The sequence below is a fragment of the Methylobacterium pseudosasicola genome (assembly GCF_900114535.1).
Lineage (GTDB): Bacteria > Pseudomonadota > Alphaproteobacteria > Rhizobiales > Beijerinckiaceae > Methylobacterium > Methylobacterium pseudosasicola.
The window spans coordinates 19,861-42,926 of record NZ_FOTK01000003.1 but is presented as its reverse complement, the minus strand read 5'-3'; the positions used below and the strand labels follow the sequence as shown (position 1 = coordinate 42,926).

General features: G+C 70.2%; 19 protein-coding genes. 13 read left to right on the top strand and 6 right to left on the bottom strand.

The features are described 5' to 3' along the window. The first annotated feature begins 133 nt into the window (after positions 1–133). Positions 134–1,198 (top strand): bifunctional DNA-binding transcriptional regulator/O6-methylguanine-DNA methyltransferase Ada, encoded by a 1,065-nt coding sequence (gene ada, locus BM228_RS04015; RefSeq protein ID WP_092037824.1) that lies wholly within the window; start codon positions 134–136, stop codon positions 1,196–1,198. 8 nt (positions 1,199–1,206) lie between these two features. On the opposite strand, the gene BM228_RS33565 is transcribed toward ada, so the two are convergent. Together BM228_RS33565 and BM228_RS04005 are read right to left on the bottom strand one after the other, a co-directional pair. Next, the gene (locus BM228_RS33565) at positions 1,207–2,535 is read right to left on the bottom strand and encodes a DUF5666 domain-containing protein (RefSeq protein WP_139234039.1); all 1,329 of its coding nucleotides are present in this window, start codon (positions 2,533–2,535) and stop codon (positions 1,207–1,209) included. An 11-nt stretch (positions 2,536–2,546) separates the two neighbouring features. After that, positions 2,547–3,392 (bottom strand): DUF6502 family protein, encoded by an 846-nt coding sequence (locus BM228_RS04005; RefSeq protein WP_092037441.1) that lies wholly within the window; start codon positions 3,390–3,392, stop codon positions 2,547–2,549. A 245-nt stretch (positions 3,393–3,637) separates the two neighbouring features. On the opposite strand from BM228_RS04005, the gene BM228_RS04000 reads away from it, so the two are divergent. From BM228_RS04000 to BM228_RS03995, 3 genes are all read left to right on the top strand, one after another. After that, positions 3,638–3,874 carry a hypothetical protein gene (locus BM228_RS04000; RefSeq protein WP_092037823.1) on the top strand — a complete coding sequence of 79 codons (237 nt, stop codon included), beginning with the start codon at positions 3,638–3,640 and terminating at the stop codon, positions 3,872–3,874. After that, on the top strand, positions 3,871–4,005 hold the full coding sequence (locus BM228_RS35775) for a hypothetical protein (RefSeq protein WP_280142309.1): 135 nt from the start codon (positions 3,871–3,873) through the stop codon (positions 4,003–4,005). The genes BM228_RS04000 and BM228_RS35775 overlap by 4 nt, the downstream gene beginning before the upstream one ends. 305 nt (positions 4,006–4,310) lie before the next feature. Then, a complete protein-coding gene (locus BM228_RS03995) occupies positions 4,311–4,703 on the top strand; it encodes a phospholipase A2 family protein (protein WP_092037439.1) in 393 nt (130 codons plus the stop codon). 13 nt (positions 4,704–4,716) lie between these two features. On the opposite strand, the gene grpE is transcribed toward BM228_RS03995, so the two are convergent. The 3 genes from grpE to BM228_RS03980 form a co-directional block, all read right to left on the bottom strand. After that, a complete protein-coding gene (gene grpE, locus BM228_RS03990; protein ID WP_092037821.1) occupies positions 4,717–5,331 on the bottom strand; it encodes a nucleotide exchange factor GrpE in 615 nt (204 codons plus the stop codon). A 103-nt stretch (positions 5,332–5,434) separates the two neighbouring features. After that, positions 5,435–8,227 (bottom strand): [protein-PII] uridylyltransferase, encoded by a 2,793-nt coding sequence (locus tag BM228_RS03985; protein WP_244537005.1) that lies wholly within the window; start codon positions 8,225–8,227, stop codon positions 5,435–5,437. A 129-nt stretch (positions 8,228–8,356) separates the two neighbouring features. Beyond that, positions 8,357–9,781, bottom strand: a complete 1,425-nt coding sequence (locus BM228_RS03980) for a TAXI family TRAP transporter solute-binding subunit (protein ID WP_092037436.1) — start codon at positions 9,779–9,781, stop codon at positions 8,357–8,359. A 155-nt stretch (positions 9,782–9,936) separates the two neighbouring features. On the opposite strand from BM228_RS03980, the gene BM228_RS03975 reads away from it, so the two are divergent. The 6 genes from BM228_RS03975 to polA all read left to right on the top strand — a co-directional run bounded on the left by BM228_RS03975 (position 9,937) and on the right by polA (position 17,392). Further along, positions 9,937–10,533, top strand: coding sequence for a RecX family transcriptional regulator (locus BM228_RS03975; protein ID WP_092037435.1), 597 nt, complete (start codon positions 9,937–9,939; stop codon positions 10,531–10,533). Between the two features lie 99 nt (positions 10,534–10,632). Beyond that, positions 10,633–11,844, top strand: a complete 1,212-nt coding sequence (locus tag BM228_RS03970) for a putative DNA modification/repair radical SAM protein (RefSeq protein ID WP_092037433.1) — start codon at positions 10,633–10,635, stop codon at positions 11,842–11,844. Between the two features lie 89 nt (positions 11,845–11,933). After that, entirely contained in the window at positions 11,934–13,463 is a 1,530-nt protein-coding gene (locus BM228_RS03965; protein ID WP_092037431.1) for a UdgX family uracil-DNA binding protein, read from the top strand. Positions 13,464–13,580: 117 nt separating this feature from the next. Then, positions 13,581–13,877: a nucleotidyltransferase family protein gene (locus BM228_RS03960; protein ID WP_092037429.1), complete on the top strand. Its 297-nt coding sequence runs from the start codon at positions 13,581–13,583 to the stop codon at positions 13,875–13,877. Further along, complete coding sequence (locus BM228_RS03955; protein ID WP_092037427.1) at positions 13,858–14,217, top strand: HepT-like ribonuclease domain-containing protein; 360 nt, start codon at positions 13,858–13,860, stop codon at positions 14,215–14,217. The genes BM228_RS03960 and BM228_RS03955 overlap by 20 nt, the downstream gene beginning before the upstream one ends. Positions 14,218–14,239: 22 nt before the next feature. Next, entirely contained in the window at positions 14,240–17,392 is a 3,153-nt protein-coding gene (polA, locus tag BM228_RS03950) for a DNA polymerase I (RefSeq protein WP_092037425.1), read from the top strand. A gap of 27 nt (positions 17,393–17,419) precedes the next feature. Here polA and BM228_RS03945 read toward each other — a convergent pair whose 3' ends face one another. Continuing rightward, positions 17,420–17,944, bottom strand: coding sequence for a GrpB family protein (locus BM228_RS03945; protein WP_092037423.1), 525 nt, complete (start codon positions 17,942–17,944; stop codon positions 17,420–17,422). Positions 17,945–18,039: 95 nt separating this feature from the next. Between BM228_RS03945 and BM228_RS03940 the strand changes: the two genes are divergently transcribed. From BM228_RS03940 to BM228_RS03930, 3 genes are all read left to right on the top strand, one after another. Then, positions 18,040–20,127 carry a hybrid sensor histidine kinase/response regulator gene (locus BM228_RS03940; RefSeq protein ID WP_092037422.1) on the top strand — a complete coding sequence of 696 codons (2,088 nt, stop codon included), beginning with the start codon at positions 18,040–18,042 and terminating at the stop codon, positions 20,125–20,127. 67 nt (positions 20,128–20,194) lie between these two features. Next, positions 20,195–21,166, top strand: coding sequence for an NADPH:quinone oxidoreductase family protein (locus tag BM228_RS03935; protein WP_092037420.1), 972 nt, complete (start codon positions 20,195–20,197; stop codon positions 21,164–21,166). Positions 21,167–21,374: 208 nt separating this feature from the next. Further along, positions 21,375–23,057: a methyl-accepting chemotaxis protein gene (locus BM228_RS03930; RefSeq protein WP_092037419.1), complete on the top strand. Its 1,683-nt coding sequence runs from the start codon at positions 21,375–21,377 to the stop codon at positions 23,055–23,057. Positions 23,058–23,066: the final 9 nt, after the last annotated feature.

Sequence of the window (23,066 nt, the reverse complement as noted above, 5' to 3'; positions counted from 1 at the left end):
AAGGCGCGGGATGCGGCCTCGGCCGCGGGACGGCAGGGTGACGGGCATCCGATATACGCACCCGGCAGGTCCCGTCATGTCCGCCTCCGCCAAGCCCCTCCTCAACACACCGGCCACGCCGCATACTGCGCTCATGGCCCCGCTCTCGACCGCCAACTCCGAAAATACCGAGCGCTGGGCGGCGCTCGCCGCCCGCGATGTGCGGGCGGATGGCCGCTTCGTCTATGCTGTCCGCACCACCGGTGTGTATTGCCGTCCGAGCTGCCCCTCCCGGGCGGCAAGGCCCGAGAACATCACCTTCCACGCGACCTGCGCGGAGGCCGAGGCAGCGGGCTTCCGGCCCTGCCTGCGCTGCCGGCCGAACGAGCCCGGTTTGGCCGAGCGCCGGGCCGAGGCGGTCGCCCGGGCCTGCCGGCTGATCGATGTTGCCGAGACGATGCCGCCGCTCGCGGACCTCGCCCGGGCCGCGGGTCTGAGCGCTTTCCATTTCCACCGGGTGTTCAAGGCCGCCACCGGGGTCACCCCGAAGGCATACGCCGCCGCCCGCCGGGCTGAGGCCGTCGCCGCCGGCCTGCCCAAGGCGGCCACCGTGACGGAGGCGCTGTATGATGCCGGCTACTCCACCGCGAGCCAATTCTACGCGGATGCCGCCGGGCGCCTCGGCATGGCGCCGGCCGCCTACCGCAAGGGCGGGCTCGGCATCCGCATGAGGTTCGGCGTCGGCGCCTGCACGCTCGGCGCGATCCTGGTGGCCGCCACCGAGGCGGGGCTCTGCGCGATCCTGCTCGGCGACGAGCCCGAGCCCCTGGTTCGCGACCTGCAGGACCGGTTCCCGGGGGCGGAGATCGAGGGCGGCGACCCGGATTTCGAGGCCTGGATGGCCAGGGTCATCGGCCTAGTCGAGGCGCCGGGCACAGGCCTCGACCTGCCCCTCGACATCCGCGGCACCGCGTTCCAGCAGCGCGTCTGGGCGGCGCTCCGGGCGATCCCGGTGGGCGCGACCGCGACTTACGCGGACATCGCCCGCGCCATCGGAGCGCCCACCGCGATGCGGGCGGTCGCCCAGGCCTGCGGGGCGAACCACTTGGCCGTGGCGATCCCGTGCCACCGGGTGGTCCGCTCGGACGGCTCCCTGTCGGGCTACCGCTGGGGCGTCGCCCGCAAGCGGGATCTGCTCGCGCGGGAGGCGGGGGGCTGAGCGCCCTCCTAGCGCCGACCCCCGCCGGGTGGGCCGCCGAAGCCGCCTGGGCCTCCGGGGCCGCCGCCAGGGGCACCAAAGCCTCCAGGCCCACCCAAGCCCCCGGGACCGCCCGCCGGTGCGCCCGGGAACGTGCCGGGGCCGCCCGGTGCGCCTCCGAAAGGACCGCCGCGCGGCGCCCCGAAGCCGCCGGGGCCATCCGCACCCGGAATGCCGCCCGCGCCGGGGCGGGTGTCGATCGTCGGGCCGTGGCTGCCACCGAGGCCGCCGAACGGGCTCTGACGGTTGCCGGGGTCGGCGCCGAGGCGGCCGGGCATCTCCGGCAGGTCGGGCAGCTTCTGGAGGTCGAGGCGGTCGCGCTCCCGCTCGAACCGGGGCGCGTCCGGCCGGGACGGTTCAGGGGCGAGCCTGTCCTCGACCCGGAGCCGCTCCAGGGTGAGCACGCCGTCCGGCGCGATGTCGGCGGTGAGCACGCCGCGCACGCTGCCCTGGCGCGGTACCCGCAGCCCGGCATAGCCCGACACCGCGAGGCCCGAGCCGAGATCGAGGCCGGCACCGGCGCGGCCGATATAGGCCTCGATCGAGACCCGCTTGAGGCCCGGCGGGAACGGCAACCCGACCTGGGCGGCGTTGGTCACGCTCAGAACGCCGAGCTCGGTCACGCCGGTCACCACGGCGCGCCGGCCCGGGGGCAGGGCGTCGGCGCCCCTCAGGCGCAGGCCGCCGATGGCGAGACCGCCGCCCGCGTCGCGGCGCACCGGCCCGGCGACGCGATCGGGCCCGGAGGTGCGCGGCTCGATCAGGCTCGCCACGATCACGCCGTCCGGCCGGCGCAGGCCGCTCACCGCCACCCGAGCGCCCGCCTGCCAGTCGCCCGTGAGGCTCGCGGTATCGACCCGCTGGCCGAGCACGATCATCCGCCCCGGGGCGACCGACTCCACCTTGCCGACCACCTCGCTGGTCACGTCGATGCGGCTTGTGCCGAGCCCGCCCCGTTCCGGCCGGGCGACGACGTGCACGACCTGCCCGATCTTCAGGTCCGCCGCCTTGGCGAGTTCCCCGTCGATCCGCACGGCGACCTCCGGGGGATAGGCGATGCGCAGGTCGTTGACGACGATCGAGCCGAACCGGCGGATCGTCCCGATCACACCGGTGCCGCCGATGCCGCGATCGCCCTCGCCGAGGGCGCCGTCCTTCGGCTCCTCGATCATCTTCATGCCGGTGCCGCCGATCCCCTGATCGCGCGGATTCTCCTGCGGTCGGGCGATGCCCGGCAGCAGGGTGGCGGCGCCCGCGAGCAGGCGCAGGACGAACCGGCGGTTCGGAGAGGATCGCACCGGCCGGCCTCTCAGCGCTCGTCCGCGGGCCGGGCCGGCGGCGCGGCCTCGGCATAGACGTAGACGCCGAAATTCCAGCGGTACGCGCCGCCGGGATCGGTCTGGCAGGCGGCATGCGCCTCGCGGTTGGCCTGCTGCAGGGCCTCCATGGCGATCTCGCGCGCCCGCGCCTCGAGCTTGGCCGCCAGCTCCTTCGACAGCCCGTCGTAATGGACCGCACGTTCCAGAAAGCGCGGCGTGTCGCCGACGATGTTGGCGACGCTCGCCGCGATATGGTCGTGGAGGTTGCGGCCGAAATAGTAGAGCTGCGGCTCGCCCGAACCGTCCCCGCGCGGCACGTAGGCGGCTTCCGCCAGCACGATCCGGTCCCGCGCATCCGTGAAGGCGAGCCCGCGGTCGAGCCACTCGTCCAGCACCGCCCGGGGGCGCAGATCGCGGGTTACCCCGGAGACCAGCGCCTCGAAGGACGGCGCGCCCGCATCGGCCGTGCGCGGCAGCGGCAGGGGCTGGCCCTGCGAGTCGGTGAAGGCCGGGTCAGCGATCCAGCGGGCGATGATCCGGCTCGTGCGTGAGACCACGGCCGGTACGACGCTTACCGGCGCCCCGGCCCCGCGCAGGCGCCGGACCTCCTTGCGGTGGATGCCCGTGAGCAGGGAGACGCGGCTGTCCGTCTGCTCCTTGCCCGGCAGGGCGAAATCATACTCGGCCACGTTCACGTAGAGCTCGCGCAGCAGGTCGGTGAGCGCCGGAAACGTGATGCCGCGGGCCACGAGTAGCCGCACCAGCGGCCGCAGCAGCCGCGCGAGCGGCGCGTGCAGGCTGGCGCCCTCCGGTTTTGTGTCGGTGCTCTCGGACATGGCGTCATCGTTAGCGGATGTGTCGTGGGAGACAATCCCACGGCGTGCGCCTCCGCACGCTAGAGCAGCGATTTCCGGTTGACGTGGGAATTTTGCACACGTAACTCGGCGTCGTGGTCAAAATTCCCACGCAGACGACGGAGCCCGGGACGATGCGAGCCAACACGCGCAGACTGGTAACGGAAGCCCTGCCGCCCCTGACGCTCCCCAAGACCGCGCCCTGCCGGTCCGGGCAGACCAGCCCCATGGCGCGGCTGAAGCGCATCCTGTGCGTGCTCGCCGCCCTCGCCCTGCCCGCCCTCGGCATCACCGTCGCGGACACGGTCCACCGTGCCGGTGAAACGAAGGCGTTGCAGGCCGCCGCTCCGGCTATCCCCTCAGGCGGGGCGGCGGCACCTTCCGACCCTGTCACGCCCGCCCGCGCCGCGCGGGCAGAAAAGACCGCTGCCGTTGCTCGGGTCGATATGGAAGCACGGTCGTGAGCGCGATGATCCCGGCGGTGGATGACCGCACCCGGCAGACGCCCACCTGCGGCGGTGCGCCGATCCTTGACCTCGCACTCTGCCTGATCCTCTCGGTAACGGTCGTCGGCCTGCTGCTCCTGGCCCTCTGACCCACGGCACGGTCGCGGGGTCCGTCGGAACGGCATACGACGACCACCGCCCCTTCGTATTACCGTGCCGGCAAACAGAATTCGCGGCCCGTGTCGGCCAGGATCGGTAAGGATTGCCGAGTCTGTGCAATATTCGTAACCGGCGATCTTGACGATATCATCGCGTTCGGTCGCAATGCTGGGTGTTCGGCTTCGCGAATCCGTGTGCCGGTCGGGATCTCCGCCGCGCGCCGGGATGCGGCCGCCGAATGCCGCGTCGGTATCGCCGCGCGGCGTCAGGAGGCATCTCCGACGCAGGATCGGCCGTGAACGCTCCCAGGCTCAACCCCATCGCGGCGGCTCTGTTCGCCCTCGGACTCGCCGTCTCCACCGCGACGGCGCAGGAAATCGTACCGCCCGGGCCATCCGGGCAGGGCGCCCTCCTGATCTACGGCAATTTCTGCGGGCCCGGGAGCCGCGGCCCGGGTTATCCGCCGATCGATGCCCTGGACCGGGCCTGCGCGCACCACGATGCCTGCTGGCCCGATGCCGCCTCGGGCCGGCTGCCGGCTTGCGCCTGCAACCGGCGCCTCCAGGTCGAGGCGGGCGTGGTCGCCCGTGACCCGCGCACGCCGGCCGAGACCCGGCAGACGGCGCGGTTCATTTCCGACTTCGCCACGACGCTACCCTGCGAGGAAGCTTCCGCGCAGGTACGCTGACGCGGCTTGACGATCAGGCGGCGTCGGCGGGGCTCGCCGCCGCCTTCGGACCGCCCTTGGCGACACCGACCAGGGCCGGGCGCAGCACGCGCTCGCCGATCACGTAGCCGGTCTGCACGACCTGCACGACGGTACCGGCCGGGACATCCGGGTTCGGCACCTCGAACATGGCCTGGTGCCGGTTTGGGTCGAACTTCTGGCCCTGCGGCTCGACGGGCTTCACCCCGTGGCGCTCCAGGGTCTTGACCAAATCGCGCTGGGTCAGCTCGATCCCGTCGATCAGGCCCTTGAGGGCGCCGTCCGCCGAGGCCTTGGCGTCCGCCGGGACGCTCTCGAGGGCGCGGTGGATGTTGTCGGCCACGTTGAGCACGTCGCGGGCGAAGTTGGTGACCGCGTAGGCGCGGGCATCCGCGATCTCCCGCTCGGTGCGGCGGCGCAGGTTCTCCATCTCGGCCAGCGTGCGCAGCATCCGGTCCTTGAGCTCGTCGCGCTCGGCGGTCAGCAGGGCCAGGGCCTCGGCGACCGGATCGACGGACTGCGTCTCGGCATCCTTGGCGGGCGCGGTCTCCTGGGCCGCGCCGCCGGCACCGGCCTCGACCTTGGTCTGGCGCTGGTCATCCTGGGACATGTCGTTGCTCGTCATCACGTTTCAGTCGTCGGCAGGGATAGGTGTGGGTAATGGGATTCGGCGCTGATATCTGACCCGGGACGGCCGAAATCAACCCGTACGCTCACGCCTCGCGCGGCGGCGGCGCGGCGACCAGAGCCTCCAGCCCCTCGGCCTTGAGGGCGGCCACGTCGCCCGCGAACACGTCCAGCATCGCCTTGCGGATCGCCGCCTGCCGGTCGGGCTGCGTCACCCGCGTGCCCGTGAGGTCGGTGACGTAGAAGACGTCCACCGCGCGCTCGCCGAAGGTCGCCACATGCGCCGAGGTGATGTTGAGCGACAGCCGGCCGAACGCGGTGGTCAGCTCGTAGAGCAGGCCGGGCCGGTCGAGGCCGGTCACCTCCACCACGGTCTCGCGGGAGGACAGGGCGTTGTCGATTCCGACATCCGGCGGCACCAGGAAGGTCTTGGCCCGAGCGCTGGTCGGTGGGTGCTTGTCGGCGACGAGGTCGGCGATGCGGATCTCGCCCTTCAGCGAGCGCTCGATCGCCGCGGTGATGCGCTTGCTCCGGCGCAGCTCGTCCTCGTCGCGCTCGAAGGCCCGCGAGATGAAGATCGTGTCGAGGGCGAAGCCGTCCGTGGTCGTGAAGATCTGCGCGTCGACGATGTTGCTGCCGGCCGCCGCGCAGGCCCCGGTGATGATCGCGAGCAGGCGCGGGTGGTCCGGCGAGTAGATCGTGATCTCGGTGACACCCCGCACCGGATCGAGGGCCACGTCGGTGGCGCTGGTGCGGCCCTCGCTCAGCACGTCGCGCAGGAAGATCGCGTTCTTGAGCTGGCGCGTGCTGTCGACCTTCAGCCAGTAGGCCTGGCCGTGGCGCGCCGCGTAGGCATCGAACTCCTCCGAGGCCCATTCGGGCAGCTGCTCGCGCAGGCTCATCTGGACGAGCCGCACCCGGTCGGTGCGGGCGATCTCGGAATGGCCGCCGGAGAGGAACACCTCGGTTTCGTCGTAGAGGGTGCGGACCAGAGTGCCCTTCCAGGCGGTCCAGACCCCGGGACCGACCGCGCTGATATCGGCCACCGTCAGGATGGTCAGGAGCTTCAGCCGCTCCAGGCTCTGCACCACCGAGGCGAAGCGCTCGATCGTCTTGGCGTCCGACAGGTCGCGACTCTGCGCGGTCATCGACATGAGCAGGTGATGCTCGACCAGCCAGGTCACGGTCTCGGTCTCGGCCTCGGTGAGGCCGAAGCGCGGACAGAGTTTTTCCGCGATCGCGGCGCCCGCGATGGAGTGGTCCTCGGGCCGGCCCTTCGCGATGTCGTGCAGCAGGATTGCCACGTAGAGCGCCGTGCGGTTGTGGATCGTGTGGATCAACCGCGAGACCAGCGGATAGGCCTCCTCGGCGCGGCCCGACTCGATCGCCGCCAGCACCCCAACGGTGCGCAGCAGGTGCTCGTCCACCGTGAAGTGGTGGTACATGTTGAACTGCATCATCGCGACGATGCGGCCGAAATCCGGGATGAACCGGCCGAGCACGCCGGCCTCGTTCATCTCGCGCAGGGCCTCCTCGGGGGCGTTGCGCGAGGTCAGGATTTCGATGAATAGCCGGTTGGCCTCCGGATCCGCCCGCAGGGTCGGGGTGATGAGGCGCCGGGACCGGTTCGCCAGCCGCTTGGCGTCCGGGTGGATCGCCAGGTTGTGCCGGTCGGCCAGCCAGAACAGGCGGATCAGGTTGACCGGATCGCGCTCGAACGCGTCCTCGGCGCGGAGATTCACCCGGCCGTGGTCGATCCAGAAATCCTCCGCCTCGATGGCGGTGGCGCGGAAGCGGTCGCGGAACCGGACGATCCAGCGGTCGAGCACCGGCGTGCGCTTGGCGTGGCGCGCCTCCAACTCGGCGCAGACGATGGCGGTGAGATCGCCGACATCCTTGGCGACGCGGAAATACGCCTTCATGAAGCGCTCGACCCCGGATAGGCCGCCCCGCGCCTCATAGCCGAAGCGCTCGGCGATCCGGGGTTGCAGGCCGAAGGACAGCCTTTCCTCCGACCGCTTAGTGACGAAGTGCATGTGGCAGCGGACCCGCCACAGGAACTCGTCGCAGCGCTCGAACAGCGCGTATTCCTCTTGCGTGAACAGGCCGGCGCCCACGAGCTCGATCTGGTCGCGCACCCGGTAGGTGTATTTGGCGATCCAGAACAGCGTGTTGAGGTCGCGCAGGCCGCCCTTGCCGTCCTTGACGTTGGGCTCGACCAGGTAGCGCGACAAGCCGGCCTTCGAGACCCGGGCGTCGCGCTCGCGCAGCTTCGCGTCCACGAACTCGGCGGCCGAGCCGACGACCAATTCGGCGTCGAAGCGGGTCACCAACTCCTCGAACAGGATCCGCGTGCCGAACAGGTAGCGCGCCTCCAGCAGCGCGGTGCGGATCGTCATGTCGGCCTTGGCCTCGCGGAGGCATTCCTCCACGGAGCGGGTGGCGTGGCCGACCTTAAGCTTCAGGTCCCACAGCACGTAGAGCATCGCCTCGACGACGCTCTCCGACCACGCGGTCTGCTTGTAGGGCAGCAGGAACAGCAGATCGATGTCGGAGCCGGGCGCCATCGTGCCCCGGCCGTAGCCGCCGGTGGCGACCACCGCGAGCTGCTCGCCGGTGGAGGGGTTGTCGTTGGGGTAGAGTCGCCAGACCACGGCGTCGTGGATCGCCCGGACCACGGCGTCGGTCAGGGCGGACAGCGTCTGCGCGCAGGCAAGCCCGTTGCGGTCCTGGAGCAGCTGCGCCTCTGCGGCGCGGTGGCCCTTCTCGATGACCCGGCGCAGCTCCGGCACCAGGGCGGCGCGCAGCTTCGTCGGCTCGCGGGCTTCGCGGTCGAGATTTTCGAGAACCGTTTCGAGGGCGGCGACGGGATCGAACATGCCCCCCGTTAGCATGATATGCCTACGCCGCCAGCTTTGCGGAGATGCGGAGCGCGAGGCAACGCCTTCCGTCCCGCCGCCCCGCCTGATCGGAAACGACGTCTGAGGCGGTGCGGGAAAAGGCCATCGTTACTCCGCCGCCGGCAGGTTGAGGGCCAGGAGCCGCGCCGTGCGCGGTCGGCTGGTCGCTGCGGGCGCCGAGTCGTCGGCGCGCCGCCGCGCGTCGGCGATCGCCGCGTGGACGCCGTCCACCGCCAGGATCAGGGCACTGACCGTCCGGGAATCGATGCTGCGCTCCCGGGCATAGCAGACGACGTCGGCCACCAGCCCGTCGGTCTCGATCGCGATCTCATCGAGCTCGGCTGCGCTGGTGGCGGCGCGGACCTCGTGCATGATGTCGAGCAGGCGGTCGAGCACGATGTCAATGCGCTCCCGGCGCTTGCGCGCGAGCCGTTGCCCGATCCAGGCGATGCCGGAGCCGATCGTGCCGCCGAAGAAGGCCAGCAGGTAGATGTAATCCTCGTAGCGATCGAGGAAGGTCTGCTGCTCGCGCTCGAAATAGTCGACGGCGCCCGGGTGGTTCGGCAAGCGCGCCGAGGTCGCCGCGACCGTTGTGTCGAAATCCGGCGCCTTCATCAGCTTGGCGGCCGGGGCCGCGGCGGCGAGCCGCGAGCGCCATTCGAACAGGTGCTGCGTCGCCGAGGCGATGGCGACCCGGCTGACCGAGCCCCGGGCCATCAGGCGGTAGGAGGCGCCGACGGTGCGGACCTCCTCGTCGGGGCGCTTCGGGCGCCCGCCGAAGGTCCCGGCCGGGATGGTCACCGCCTGCAATTCGGGGAAGCGCTGCAGGATCGCATCCCCGTCCGGGATCGATACAAACCCGATCTTGCGGTCGGGGGAGCCCTGCTCGATGGCGCGCACGACGGCGCCGGTGATCTTTGAGGCCGGGCTCGCGATCACCGCCACTGCGTCGACGCGTTTCTCGGTGAGCGCCGCCGTGACCTCGCCGATCTTCAACGGCACCACCTGCACGTGGCCGGCGGCGATCTCGGTCTCGGCCGCAGGATCGCCCTGCGGTGCATCCGCGGCCGGGCTGTCCGGCAGAAGATCGTAGAAGGAGAGCAGGTTCGTCAGGAACGGCAGGTCGGCGCCGTGGCGCACGACGATGCCGAGGCGCTTGCGCGCGAGCGCCGGTACGTCCTCGATCTCGGCCCCCTCGGGCGCCGCGATCACCAGGGCCTCGTCGTGCAGGATCGCCAGGGTCAGGCCGTTCTCGGGCAGGAACACGTCCGGCCGCACCACCGCGAGGTCGGCACGGTTGCGCTGGAGCGCCAGGGCGCTGTCGCGCACGTCGCTGAATCGGACGACCCGGAGGCGGACATCCTCACGGCTCCGGTCGAGGGCGTTGGCATAGGCCTCGATCAAGGCGGCCTCGGCCCCGTCCTGGGGGCCGACCGCCACCGTCAGGGTGGTGGGGCGCGACAGATAGACGATGCCGGCCGCGACTGCGGCCAGCCCGAGGGCTACCAGAACGAGGAGCCACTCGCGGCGCATCAGGATCGTCGCCGCGACGCGCAGGCGTCTCCGCCACGGGCCGTGGGTGCGTTCGGGCGAAGGACTTTGCTCCGGACCATGGCCGAGCCTGTCGCGTTGCGCGCGTTCCATACCCAAGTCATGGAACGCAAACCTGTCGAGATCGTGAAGAACCGGTGAAACCACCAAACGTTGCAGAATCCGGGCCAGGAACCCGCAATGCGGAGCGTCGGCCGCCCGGCCCGGTCAGTGCGGCCTGGCTGCAGCGCGTCGCGCTCTATTACTTGGAGCGCTACAGCGCCTCGACCGAGATGCTGCGCCGGACCCTGGCGCGGCGGGTCGACAAGCGCGCCCGGCTGCGCGGCGAGGACCCGTCCGCCTTCGCCGAGATGATCGCCGCCACCGTGGCGCGGGCGGTCTCGGCCGGTCTCGTGGACGATGCCCGCTTCGCCGATACCCGGCTTGCCACGTTGCGCCGACGGGGCACGTCGACCCGGGGCGCCGCGGCGAAGCTCGCCGCCAAGGGGGTGCCCCGCGACGTGGTCGAGGCCACGATGCGGGCCGAGCGCGAGGCGATCCCCAAGTCGGAGGCTGCCGATATCGAGCTGCAGGCGGCCCGCGCCTACGCCAAGCGGCGACGCCTCGGCACGCATCGCCGGCCCGACACGCGGGCGCTCCACCGCGACCGCGACCTCGGCGCCCTGGCCCGGGCCGGTTTCTCTTATGATCTTGCCCGCCGGGTGGTCGATGCCGAGTCGGATGAGGTGGAGTGAGGAGATTCTGCCCGGCTATCAGTCGGGTGCGGCATCGCGGACGGGGGCCGGGCGCGGGTCGGCCTTGCACCTTCAGGCCTCTCGTTCATTGTCTGTTCGATGGACGAAACCCTGGCCAAGAAACTGCGCATCCTGGCCGATGCCGCCAAGTATGATGCCTCCTGCGCCTCCTCGGCGGCGCCGAAGCGCGCGGCCGGGAAGGACGGGCTGGGCTCCACCACCGGGGCCGGCATCTGCCACGCCTACACGCCGGACGGGCGCTGCGTCTCGCTGCTGAAGATCCTGCTGACCAACTGGTGCCTGTTCGATTGCGCCTATTGCATCAACCGGCGGTCCTCGAACGTCCGGCGGGCGAAGTTTTCCGTCGAGGAGGTCGTGAACCTCACCCTCAATTTCTACCGGCGCAACTACATTGAGGGCCTGTTCCTGTCGTCCGGTATCATCAAATCGCCGGACCACACGATGGAGCTGCTGACCCGGGTGGCGAAGTCGCTCCGACGCGACCACGGCTTTGCCGGCTACATCCATCTCAAGTCGATCCCGGAGGCGAGCCCCTGGCTGATCGAGGAGGCCGGCCTCTACGCCGATCGGCTCTCGATCAATGTCGAATTGCCCACCGAGGCGAGCCTGGAGCGCCTCGCCCCCGAGAAGGACGGCGCCGCGATCCAGAACGCCATGGCGCAGATCGGCGAGCGCATCGTCGAGGCCAAGGCGGAGAAACGGCGCTTCTCCCCGGCCGGGCACTCGACCCAGGTGATCGTCGGGGCAGATGCCACCACCGACGAGGCCCTGATCCGCAAGAGCGCGCATCTCTACGGCAGCGTTGGTCTGAAGCGGGTCTATTACTCGGCCTTCAGCCCGATCCCGGACGGCTCGGCGATCCTGCCGCCGAAGCCGCCGCCGCTCCAGCGGGAGCACCGGCTGTACCAGGCCGATTGGCTGCTTCGGTATTACGAGTTCACCCCTGACGAGGTCGCTGATGCCTCGGAGGGCGGCATGCTCGCCCTCGACATCGACCCGAAGCTCGCCTGGGCGCTCAAGCACCGCGAAAAATTTCCCGTGGACGTCAATAAGGCGGACCGGGAATGGCTGCTGCGGGTGCCGGGCCTCGGCGCCAAGGCGGTCGACAAGATCGTCACGGCGCGCCGCCACGCGACCCTGCGCCTCGACGACGTCGCCCGGCTGACCTCCGGTCTGAAGCGCGCGCGCCCGTTCCTGATCGCGGCCGACCATCGCCCGGTGGGGCTCACCGACCGGCTCGACCTGCGCGAACGCCTAGTCGAGCCGGCCCGGCAGCTGAGCTTGTTTTGATGAAAGCCGGAACCGCGCCTTTCCCTCCCCCCTCTGCGGGGGAGGGTGGGCCGGCCGTCAGGCCGGGTCGGGAGAGGGGCAGCGCGACGATGCAGGATGGCGCGGTCGTCGCGACTCTTCCGGAAGCGGCGCTCCCCTCTCCCGACCCCCTCCGGGGGCCACCCTCCCCCGCAGAGGGGGGAGGCGATCCGCGTCGGCCGCAGAGCATCCTCCTGCGCCCGGGCGCCGATCTCACCGGCTTCCGCGATGCCGCGCGCCGGCTCGTCGCGCAGGGCGTCCCGCCCGAGGCGGTGACGTGGTCGGTAACGGATTCGCCCGGGCTATTCGGCGCCGAACCGGTTCAGGCCGCAAGCGCGCCGCTCGCCCTGCCCAAGGCCGTCGCCGGCCTGATCCCGCAGGTGATCCCCCATCGCGATCCTGAACGCTACGGCCTGCTCTACGCCCTGATCTGGCGGGTCTGCCAGGGCGAGCGGCACCTGATGGAGGTCGGCAGCGATCCCCTGATCCACCGCCTGCACCGGATGGCGAAGGCGATCGGGCGCGACCTGCACAAGATGCACGCCTTCTTGCGCTTCCGCCGCGCCGAGGATTCGGGCGGCGAGCATTTCGTGGCGTGGTTCGAGCCCGACCACCACATCCTGGAGGCGGCCGCGCCGTTCTTCGTCGCGCGCTTTCGCGGCATGCGCTGGTCGATCCTGACGCCCGACGGCTCGGCGCATTGGGATACCGAAACCCTGACCTACGGACCGCCGGGCGACCGGGCCGCGCTGCCCGAGGGCGACGGCTTCGAGGCCGGCTGGCAAACCTATTACGAGAGCACGTTCAACCCGGCCCGCACCAACCTGAAGGCCATGCGGGCGGAGATGCCCAAGAAGTACTGGCGCAACATGCCCGAGACCGCCGCGATCCCCGCCCTCGTCCGGGCGGCGGCGGGACGGACCGAAGCCATGATCGAGAGGGAGCCGACCTTGCCCACACGCCGCGAACCCGCCCGCGCCGTTGCCGCCATGGCCGACCAGGATCCAAAAAACCTCGACGAACTGAACGCCATCATCAAGCGGACCGAGCCGCTGGTGCCGGGCGCCACGCAGGCCGTCCTCGGCGAGGGGCCGGTCGGCGCCACCATCGCCTTCGTGGGCGAGCAGCCCGGCGACCAGGAAGACCGGCAGGGCCGGCCTTTCGTCGGACCCGCGGGCCAGCTGCTCTCGCGGGCCATGGCGGAGGCTGGGGTCGACCGCGGGGCGAGCTACCTCACGAACGCGGTGAAGCATTTCAAGTTTGAGGAGCGCGGCAAGCGCCGCATCCACCAGAAGCCCACGGCCGGCGAGGTCAGCCACTACCGCTGGTGGCTCGACCGGGAGCTCGACTTCGTGGCCCCGAAGCTCGTGGTGGCCCTCGGCGCCACCGCGGTGCTGGCGCTGACCGGTAAGGCGATCCCGATCACCCGGGCGCGCGGCCCGTTCCGGTTCGATCGGCTCGACAACCGCTTCCAGGGCTTCATCACGGTCCACCCGTCCTACCTGCTGCGCTTGCCCGACGAGGCCAAGGCGGAGGCCTACGCGGCTTTCGTAGACGACCTGCGCCGGGTGCAGGAGATCGGGCGCGAACTGGCCGCCTGATCGGCCGTCGCGGCTGAGCCTCGCCAATCCGGCGGGGATGTGGGCGGTAAGGCTTGAGTCCTGCCGCCTCGTTTCTGTTAACCTGCCGGCGTTCTGCATCCGCCCGGCCCCTCCGACATGGACCGCCACTCCGCCCTCGCCATCCTGCGTGCCAACGAGGCCGAGCTGCGCCGCCGCGGCGTCCGGCACGCGGCCCTGTTCGGCTCCGTCGCCCGCGGCGAGGCAGGTGCCGACAGCGACCTCGACGTGATGATCGAGATCGATGCCCCGGTGGTGGGGGGCGTCTACGGCTATGTCGGGCTGTGCCGCTTCATCGGCGACCTGTTCCCGATCCGCGTCGATGTTGCCAACCGTGCCGGCCTGAAGGACCAAATCCGGCAGCGGGCCGAGCGCGATGCCCTTGTCGCCTTCTGAGCGCGACCGTGCCGCCTGCGCGGATATCGTCGCCAACGCGCAGCGGGCCGTCGCCTTCGTGGCCGGATTCACGTTTGCGACCTTCGCGGCGGACGACCGCACCCATTACGCCGTCGTGCGCTGCCTGGAGATCATCTCTGAGGCGAGCCGCCGGCTCAGCCCTGCCGCGAAGGCCCGGCATCTGGACGTACCGTGGCGACTGATCGCGGGGGCGGGCAACGTCTACCGCCACGGCCACGACAGCGTGACTCTGGACATCGTCTGGCTCACCGTCCACGACGAATTGCCCGTTCTCGTCGCGGCCTGCCGGGCCGAACTCGCCCGCGCGCCCGACCCCTGATCGCCCCGAGACGCCTGCGCCCATGACCGTCGAGACCGCCGCCGCAAGTCCCAAAAAAGTCGGCCCGGGCGATCAGGTGATCCTGGTCGACGGCTCCTCGTTCATCTTCCGGGCCTATTTCCAGTCGATCAACCAGGACCAGAAGTACAATTCGCGTCCCTCGGACGGTCTGCCCACCGGCGCCGTGCGGCTGTTCTGCACCAAGATCGCGCAGTTCATCCAGGAGGGGGCCGCCGGCACGATGCCGACCCATCTCGGCATCGTCTTCGACAAGTCCGAGGGCTCGTTCCGCAAGGAGATGTTCCCGGATTACAAAGGCCACCGCCCCGACGCCCCCGATGACCTGAAGCGCCAGATGCCGCTGATGCGCGACGCGGTGCGGGCCTTCGGCCTGCACGCTGTGGAGCTGCAGCGCTACGAGGCCGACGACCTCATCGCCACCTACACAAGGCAGGCGGAGGCAAGGGGCGCGGGGGTCATCATCGTCTCGTCCGACAAGGACCTGATGCAACTCGTCGGGCCTCTGGTCCGGTTCTACGATTTCGAATCCGGCGCCAAGGGCAAGGCCGGCTACCGGCCCGAGCGCAACCTCGATGTCGAGGCGATCATCGCCAAGTGGGAGGGCCTGCAGCCCAACCAGATCGGCGACGCTTTAGCGCTGATCGGCGACACCTCCGACAACGTCCCCGGCGTGCCCGGCATCGGCCTGAAGACCGCCGCGGCTTTGATCAAGGAGTTCGGCAGCCTTGAGGCGCTGCTGGAGCGGGCCGGTGAGATCAAGCAGCCCAAGCGCCGCGAGACCCTGCTCGCCAATGTCGAGCAGGCCAAGCTGTCGCGCAAACTGGTGGCTCTGGTGGAGGACGTGCCGGTCCCGGTCGACCTCGACGACCTGCGCGTCCCCGAGCCCGACCCGCAAAAACTCGTCGGCTTCCTCAAGGCGATGGAGTTCAACACCCTGACCCGCCGCATCGCCCAGATGCTGCATGTCGATCCCGAGGCGGTGAAGCCCGATCCGGCGCTGCTGCCCGGCGCCAAGCCCCACGGCTACAGCAACGGCGCCGGCGGTAGCGACGCGGTGCCGTTCTTCGGCGATTCCGTTCCGCCGGACCCGGAGACCGAGGCCGCCGGGGCCGAGCGGCCGCCGGGCGCCGCCCCGCCCGAGGGCGGCGAGGTCGATCCCTTCGCCGATCTCGACCTGCCGGACGCGCCGGCCAAGCCCCGGGCGCCGATCGAGGCGACGCCGGGCAACGTGGTGGCCGCCCGCGCCGCGGAGGCGGTGGCGCCGTTCGACACGGCCGCCTACGAGACTGTCGCGTCCCTGGACCAGCTCGACGCCTGGATTGCCGAGGCCGAAGAGGCCGGGGTGGTCGCGGTCGATACCGAGACCGATGCCCTCGATGCCCACAAGGCCGGGCTCGTGGGTGTCTCGCTGGCCACCGCCACCGGGCGGGCCTGCTACATCCCACTGGCCCATATCCAAGCCGCGAAGGTGCAGGCCGACGCCACCGACCTGTTCGGCGAGGGCGCAGCCGCCTCCGACGTGGCCGAGCCCGTCCCCGGCCAGATCCCGCTGGACGCTGCCATCGCCCGCCTGAAGCCGCTCCTCGAGAATTCCGGGGTGCTGAAGGTCGGCCAGAACCTGAAATACGATTGGGTCGTGCTCGCCCGCTACGGCATCGAGATCGCGCCGTTCGACGATACGATGCTGATCTCCTACGTGCTCGATGCCGGCAAGGGCGGCCACGGCATGGACGAGCTGGCCCGCCGCCATCTCGGCCACCAGCCGATCACGTTCTCCGATGTGGCCGGCACCGGCCGCAACAAGGTTAGCTTCGATCGCGTCGCCATCGACAAGGCCACAGCCTACGCGGCCGAGGACGCGGACGTGACCTTGCGCCTGTGGCGGATGATGAAGCCGCGCCTCGTCGCCGAGCACCGGGTCGCCGTCTACGAGACCCTGGAACGGCCGCTCCTGCCGGTGATCGCTCGGATGGAGCAGCGCGGCATCCGGGTAGACCGCGAGATGCTGAGCCGGCTCTCGGGCGATTTCTCGCAGATCCTGGTCCGCCTGGAGGAGGAGATCCAGGAGGATGCCGGCGAGAAGTTTTCGGTGGGCTCGCCCAAGCAGATCGGCGACATTCTGTTCGGAAAGATGGGCCTGCCGGGGGCCAAGAAGACACCCTCCGGGCAGTGGGCGACGCCCGCGACCCTTCTCGAAGAACTAGCCCAGGCCGGGCATCCCCTGCCCAAAAAGATCCTGGAGTGGCGCCAGCTCTCGAAGCTGAAATCCACCTACACGGATTCGCTCCAGACCCATGCCGACCGGGAGACCGCCCGGGTCCACACCTCGTTCTCGCTGGCGGCCACCACGACGGGCCGCCTGTCCTCCTCGGAGCCGAACCTCCAAAATATCCCGATCCGCACCGAGGAGGGTCGCCGCATCCGCCGGGCCTTCGTGGCCGCGCCGGGCAACCGGCTGATCTCGGCGGATTACTCGCAGATCGAGCTGCGGCTCCTCGCCCACATGGCCGACATCCCGGAGCTGCGCAAAGCGTTCGAGGACGGCATCGACATCCATGCGGCGACCGCCTCGGCGATGTTCGGCGTACCGCTCAAGGACATGACCCCGGACCTGCGGCGCCGGGCCAAGACCATCAATTTCGGCATCATCTACGGCATCTCGGCCTTCGGGCTGGCCGACCGCCTCGGCATCGGCCGGGAGGAGGCGTCGGCGTTCATCAAGCAGTATTTCGAGCAGTTCCCCGGCATCCGCGACTACATCGACAGCACCAAAAAGATCTGCCGGGACAAGGGCTACGTCACGACCCTGTTCGGCCGGGTCTGCCACTACCCGCAGATCCGCTCCAACAACCCGTCCGAGCGCGCCAGCGTCGAGCGCCAGGCGATCAACGCCCCGATCCAGGGCTCGGCCGCCGACATCATCCGCCGGGCCATGACCCGGATCGAGGGGGCGCTCACCGCCCAAAAACTCAAGGTCAGCATGCTGCTGCAGGTGCACGACGAGTTGGTCTTCGAGGCCGCCGAGGACGAGGTCGATCGGGCGATCCCGATCATCCGCGGCGTCATGGAGGAGGCGCCGGCGCCGGCTCTGACGCTGCGCGTGCCGCTGGTGGTGGAGGCCAAGGCGGCGGGGAATTGGCAGGAGGCGCATTGAATCGCCCGCCCGCGCCATCCCGGCGGTCTAAGCGTCGTCGTGCGACGAAGGCGGCGGGCAGGATCGCAGGACGTCGGCGATGAACGCGTCCTTCGCGGCGCGGTACAGCGTCATCGGCTGGTCGTGGTGGGCGCGCTTCAGGGCGTTGTAGCGGACCACCCGTTCGGGATCGGCGCGCAGGGCCGCGGCGAAAAGGTGGAAGACATCGAGCGGCCCGCCTTTGACCGTGAGCTGGATCCCGAGATGAGGCGTCCGGCCAGCATCCGTGAACGCCGCGAAGTCGTCCGTGCGGACCGATCCCGCGTTGCGCGTGAAGCGCGCCGCCAGCCGGCTTTCAGCTTCGGCGAAGGCCGGGCCATCGACCCGCACCACAAGGTCGAGATCTCCTTTGGTCAAGCAGCCCGGTATGGCTGTGGCGCCGACGTGCAGGATCTCAGTCGCGGGCGGCAGGACCGGCTTGAGTGCGACCCGGACCACCGCGAACAATCGGTCCGCGGCTGCACGGGCCGCGTCATTGTCTTCGGTCAGACGGAAGCGCTCAACGTCGATCATGCCGGTCGATCTTCAAAATACGCCTGGCAGTCTTGGAAGTACGGTCGAACACAGCCATACGCGGCATCACCCATGATGCAGATCACCATCGCCCCGTGACCGATCCCCTGGCCTTCCTCTCCGGCGGCGGCGAGGCCGCGCGGATGATTCTTGCACGCGATTGGTCCGGCCATCCCCTCGGCCCGCCCGAGACTTGGCCGGCGGAGTTCCGCGCCGCCCTGTCGCTCGTGCTCAACTCGCCGGAATCGATGATCCTGGCCTGGGGGCCGGATCTGCATTTCTTCTTCAACGACACGTACTTTCCCTTGCTCGGGCCGAGGCTGCCCTGGGCCATGGGCGCGCGGTTCGACGAAGTCTGGGCCGATGCCTGGGCTCAAGCCAAGCCCATCATCGAGGCCGCCATGGAGGGCCGGCCCGAGCGGTTCACCGACCTGCCGTGGCGGCTCGACACCGACCGGGGCGCGCAGGACACGTGGTGGACCTTCTCGTATTCGCGGGTGCTCGACGCGGACGGCAAGGTCGCCGGCCTGTTCATCCTCACCAATGAGACCACCGGCCGGGTGCTGGCCGATGCCGCCCTCGCGGGTAGCCAGGCCCGGCTGGAGACGGCGCTCGCGGAGCTGCGCGACCTCAACGCATCCCTGGCCCGGCAGGTCGAGGAGCGCACTGCCGACCGCAACGCCCTGTGGACCCTCTCCTCCGATATGATGCTGCGCTGCCTGTTCGACGGCACCATCACGGCGGTCAACCCGGCCTGGACGGAGGTGCTGGGCTGGCACGCCGACGAGCTCGTCGGCACCAACCTCATCGACTTCGTCCATCCGGACGATCTCGACCGCACCGCCGAGGGCGGCCGGCAGCTCGCCGAGGGTCGCAGCCACGCTCGGTTCGATAATCGCTACCGACATCGGGACGGAAGTTACCGCTGGATCACCTGGGCGGCCCGGCCCGGGGACGGGGTGATCAACGCGGTCGGGCGCGACTTCACCGGGGAGCGCGAGCGCGCCGATGCGCTGGCGACCGCCGAGGAGGCGCTGCGCCAGTCGCAAAAGATGGAGGCGGTGGGCCAACTCACCGGCGGCATCGCCCACGACTTCAACAACCTGCTCGCCGGCATCTCGGGCTCGCTGGAGCTGATCCAGACCCGGCTGGCCCAGGGCCGCGTCATGGATGTCGACCGCTACATCAACGCCGCCCAGGGCGCGTCGAAGCGCGCCGCCGCCCTCACGCACCGCCTGCTCGCCTTCTCCCGCCGGCAGACCCTCGATCCGAAACCCACCGATGTGAACCGGCTGGTGCACGGCCTGGAGGAACTGATCCGGCGCACGGTCGGCCCCGCCGTGACCGTGGAGGTGGCCGCCGCCCCGGGCCTGTGGCCGGCCCTGGTCGATCCACCTCAGCTCGAGAATGCCCTGCTCAACCTGTGCATCAACGCCCGGGACGCGATGCCGGAAGGCGGCCGGATCACCATTGAGACCGTCAACACCCGGCTCGACGCGCGGGAAGCCCGCCGCCGGGACATGCCGCCGGGGGAGTATCTCGTGCTGCGCGTCACCGATACCGGCACCGGCATGCCGCCGGAGATCGTCGGGAAGGTGTTCGAGCCGTTCTTCACCACGAAGCCGATCGGCCAGGGCACCGGCCTCGGCCTGTCGATGATCTACGGCTTCGCCCAGCAATCGGGCGGGCAGGTCCGGATCGTCTCCGAGTTCGGCCAGGGCACCAAGGTTTGCCTGTTCCTGCCTCGCCATGGCGGCGCCGTGGCGGAGGAGGATCCGCACACCGCCGTCGGGGCGCCGGCCCGGGCGGCGCCGGGGGAGACCGTTTTGGTGGTCGACGACGAGCCGACCGTGCGCATGCTGGTCACCGAGGTGCTGGAGGATCTGGGCTACACGGCGATCGAGGCGGCCGACAGCATCGCCGGCCTCAAGGTGCTGCAATCCGACGTGCGCATCGACCTGCTGGTCAGCGATGTCGGGTTGCCCGGCGGCATGAACGGGCGCCAAATGGCCGAGGCCGGGCGGGCCACGCGCCCCGGCCTCAAGGTGCTGTTCATCACCGGCTACGCGGAGAATGCGGTGCTGGGCAACGGCCAGCTCGACCCCGGCATGCAGGTGATCACCAAGCCGTTCGTGGTCGAGGTGCTGGGCGCGCGCATCCGCGAGATGATCGGGACGGCTTGACCGCGCGGCCGGTCTTTGCCTGAACCTTCGCCTGAACAGAGACAAAGACATCGATCGGGAGGACAGGATGCGGGCGCTGCTGTGCACGAGGCTCGATGGGCCGGAGCATCTGGAGATCGTGGAGCGTCCCGATCCGGTGCCGGGCCCCGGGCAGGCCCTGGTGCGGATCCGGCTCGCCGCGCTCAACTTCTTCGACACGCTGATCGTGGCCGGCCGCTATCAGGTGAAGCCGCCGCTGCCATTCTCCCCAGGGGGCGAGGGCGTCGGCGTGGTCGAGGCCCTGGGGGAGGGGGCCTCGGGCGTCGCGATCGGCGACCGGGTGATCGTCCATGCCGGCCACGGCTGCTGCGCGGAGCTGATCGCCATCGACGCCGGCAAGCTCACGCCGGTGCCAGAGGCCGTGCCGGACGCGCAAGCTGCGGGCCTCACCATCACCTACGGAACCTCTCTCCATGCGCTCGCAAACCGGGCGCGCGTCCAGCCCGGCGAATGGCTCGCCGTGCTCGGCGCCTCCGGGGGCGTCGGCCTCGCCGCGGTGGAACTCGGCCGGCTGATGGGCGCCCGGGTGATCGCCTGCGCCTCCTCGGAGGAGAAGCTCGCGGTGGCCCGCGCCCACGGCGCCGAGGCGACGCTCGTCTACGATCCCGCGACCCTGAAGGACGAACTGCGCCGGATCAGCGGCGGCGGGGTCGACGTGGTCTACGACGCGGTCGGTGGCGACTACGCCGAACCCGCTCTGCGGGCGCTCGGCTGGCGCGGCCGCTACCTCGTGATCGGCTTCGCCGCCGGCGGCATCCCGCGGCTGCCGCTCAACCTGATGCTCCTGAAGGAGCTCGACGTGCAGGGCGTCCATTGGGGCGCCTTTCTCGACCGCGAGCCGGAGGCGCACCGGGCCGACCAGCGCCGGCTCCTGGCCTGGGTCGCCGAGGGCAAGCTCACGGCGCAGGTCCACGGCACCTACGCACTGTCCGAATTTCCTGAGGCCTTCGGCCTGCTGACCCGCCGGGCGGCGGTGGGCAAGGTGCTGCTGCGGCCGTGATCGGCAGGCCGCTGCGGCGATCGCGGTTTCTCTACTTCCGATTGGGCTCAGGCGGGTCTGATCATGCTATAAGTCGAGCCTGCGAAAGAATTTTCTCGACATTCCGTCTGTCAGTCGCCAGATTTTTAAATCAAATCGCCGTCTTAAAATCCATCATGTCATGCTGGCGCGATAATATCTTGCGCCATGACGTGGGGTGGAGAGTGAGATGCGGTTCGGTCGCAGCATAACGGTCCGGTTGTTCTTGGTTTCGTTTATCGGACTGGTCCTTCTGGTCGTAAACTCATTATGCAATATCGTGAGTATCAAAGACGTGCATGATTCGGCCCGGGAGATGCGGGATGTCTGGACCGTGAAGAACCACGAGCTGGACGACCTTCAGTTCCTGGCACTCCGCTACCACACCACGACGATCCGCAAGGTCATTGCCGAGGACAGTGCCGAGAACCGCGACCTCGACGCCGAATTCACCGAGATGGATGCGGCCATTCCGGAAAAATTCAATCAGTACCGGTCGCATATCGGATCGCCGCGCGAGACCGGCCTGTGGAACGCGTTCGAGGCGCGGTGGCAGGCCTATCTGGCGTCCCGGGAGGCCATCGTGGCCGCGCTCAAGCGCGGTGACCGCACCGCGGCCCGCGACGCCATCGCGCCGGCCCGCGCGCCGCTGGTGGGCGCCTTCGGGGCGCTGGCGGATCTCGCCAAGGTCAATGCCGAGGGTACGCAGACCGCGACGAAGCGTGCCGAGGACGCCTACACCACCGCCTGGACGGTGACGGCCGCCGTGCTGATCGCCGGTCTAGCCGCGACGGCGGGCGCCTTCTGGCTGATCCTGCGAGGCGTCGCCCGCCCGATCCGCACCATGACGGACATCATGACCCGGCTGGCCGCGCAGGACCTGTCCGTCGCCGTTCCCTATGCCGAGCGGCAGGACGAGATCGGCGCCATGGCGGCCTCGGTGCAGGTCTTCAAGGACGGCCTGAACCGGGCGCGCGCCCTGGAGGCGGAGACCGCCCAGGCGCGGCAGGCCGCCGAGGAACAGCGCAAGACCGGCATGCGCCAGATCGCCGACGCCTTCGAGGGCGCCGTCGGCGGCATTATCGGGACGGTCTCGGGGGCCGCCGCGGCGTTGCAGGCCACCGCCACGACCATGACCAGCACGGCCTCAGGCGCCGCCAGCCAATCCCTGCGGGTGGCGAGCGCGGCCGAACTCGCTGCCGCCAACGTCAACACCGCCGCCTCGGCCGCGGAGGAACTGGAAAGCTCCGTCCAGGAGATCGGCCGCCAGGTCTCGAATGCGGCAACGCTGACCCAGGCCGCGGTCGAGGATGCGGCCTCGACCGCTCATCTCGTGCAGGAGCTGAGCGGCGCCGCCGCCCGGATCGGCGACGTGGTGACGATGATCACCACCATCGCCGGCCAAACCAACCTCCTGGCGCTCAACGCGACCATCGAGGCGGCGCGCGCCGGCGAGGCCGGGCGGGGTTTTGCCGTGGTGGCCGCGGAGGTGAAGGAGCTGGCGAGCCAGACGGCCAAGGCCACCGACGAGATCAGCGATCATATCGGGCGGATCCAGGCCTCCACTGACGATGCGGTTTCGGCGATCGGCCGCATCGGCGGGCGGATCCAGGAGATCAGCGCGGTGGCGACCCTGATCGCCGCCGCCGTCGAGGAGCAGGGGGCCGCGACCCAGGAGATCGCCCGCAACGTCACCGAGGCGGCCTCGAGCGCCGGCGAGGTGACGAGCAGCATCTCGGGGGTCGCGGGCGCCGCCAACGAGACCGGGGCGGCGGCCAATCAGGTGCTCACCTCGGCCTCCGAACTGTCGCTCCGGTCCGAGCATCTCCGGAGCGAGGTGACCCATTTCCTCGCGACGGTGCGGGCCGCCTGAGCAGCCGGA

Excerpts from the sequence above, each read along its gene's own strand:
- ada (WP_092037824.1), top strand. The coding sequence starts at position 134 with ATGGCCCCGCTCTCGACCGCCAACTCCGAAAATACCGAGCGCTGGGCG.
- BM228_RS04005 (WP_092037441.1), bottom strand. The coding sequence starts at position 3,392 with ATGTCCGAGAGCACCGACACAAAACCGGAGGGCGCCAGCCTGCACGCG.
- BM228_RS04000 (WP_092037823.1), top strand. The coding sequence starts at position 3,638 with ATGGCGCGGCTGAAGCGCATCCTGTGCGTGCTCGCCGCCCTCGCCCTG.
- grpE (WP_092037821.1), bottom strand. The coding sequence starts at position 5,331 with ATGTCCCAGGATGACCAGCGCCAGACCAAGGTCGAGGCCGGTGCCGGC.
- BM228_RS03985 (WP_244537005.1), bottom strand. The coding sequence starts at position 8,227 with ATGTTCGATCCCGTCGCCGCCCTCGAAACGGTTCTCGAAAATCTCGAC.
- BM228_RS03980 (WP_092037436.1), bottom strand. The coding sequence starts at position 9,781 with ATGCGCCGCGAGTGGCTCCTCGTTCTGGTAGCCCTCGGGCTGGCCGCA.
- BM228_RS03970 (WP_092037433.1), top strand. The coding sequence starts at position 10,633 with ATGGACGAAACCCTGGCCAAGAAACTGCGCATCCTGGCCGATGCCGCC.
- BM228_RS03965 (WP_092037431.1), top strand. The coding sequence starts at position 11,934 with ATGCAGGATGGCGCGGTCGTCGCGACTCTTCCGGAAGCGGCGCTCCCC.
- BM228_RS03960 (WP_092037429.1), top strand. The coding sequence starts at position 13,581 with ATGGACCGCCACTCCGCCCTCGCCATCCTGCGTGCCAACGAGGCCGAG.
- BM228_RS03955 (WP_092037427.1), top strand. The coding sequence starts at position 13,858 with ATGCCCTTGTCGCCTTCTGAGCGCGACCGTGCCGCCTGCGCGGATATC.
- polA (WP_092037425.1), top strand. The coding sequence starts at position 14,240 with ATGACCGTCGAGACCGCCGCCGCAAGTCCCAAAAAAGTCGGCCCGGGC.
- BM228_RS03945 (WP_092037423.1), bottom strand. The coding sequence starts at position 17,944 with ATGATCGACGTTGAGCGCTTCCGTCTGACCGAAGACAATGACGCGGCC.
- BM228_RS03935 (WP_092037420.1), top strand. The coding sequence starts at position 20,195 with ATGCGGGCGCTGCTGTGCACGAGGCTCGATGGGCCGGAGCATCTGGAG.
- BM228_RS03930 (WP_092037419.1), top strand. The coding sequence starts at position 21,375 with ATGCGGTTCGGTCGCAGCATAACGGTCCGGTTGTTCTTGGTTTCGTTT.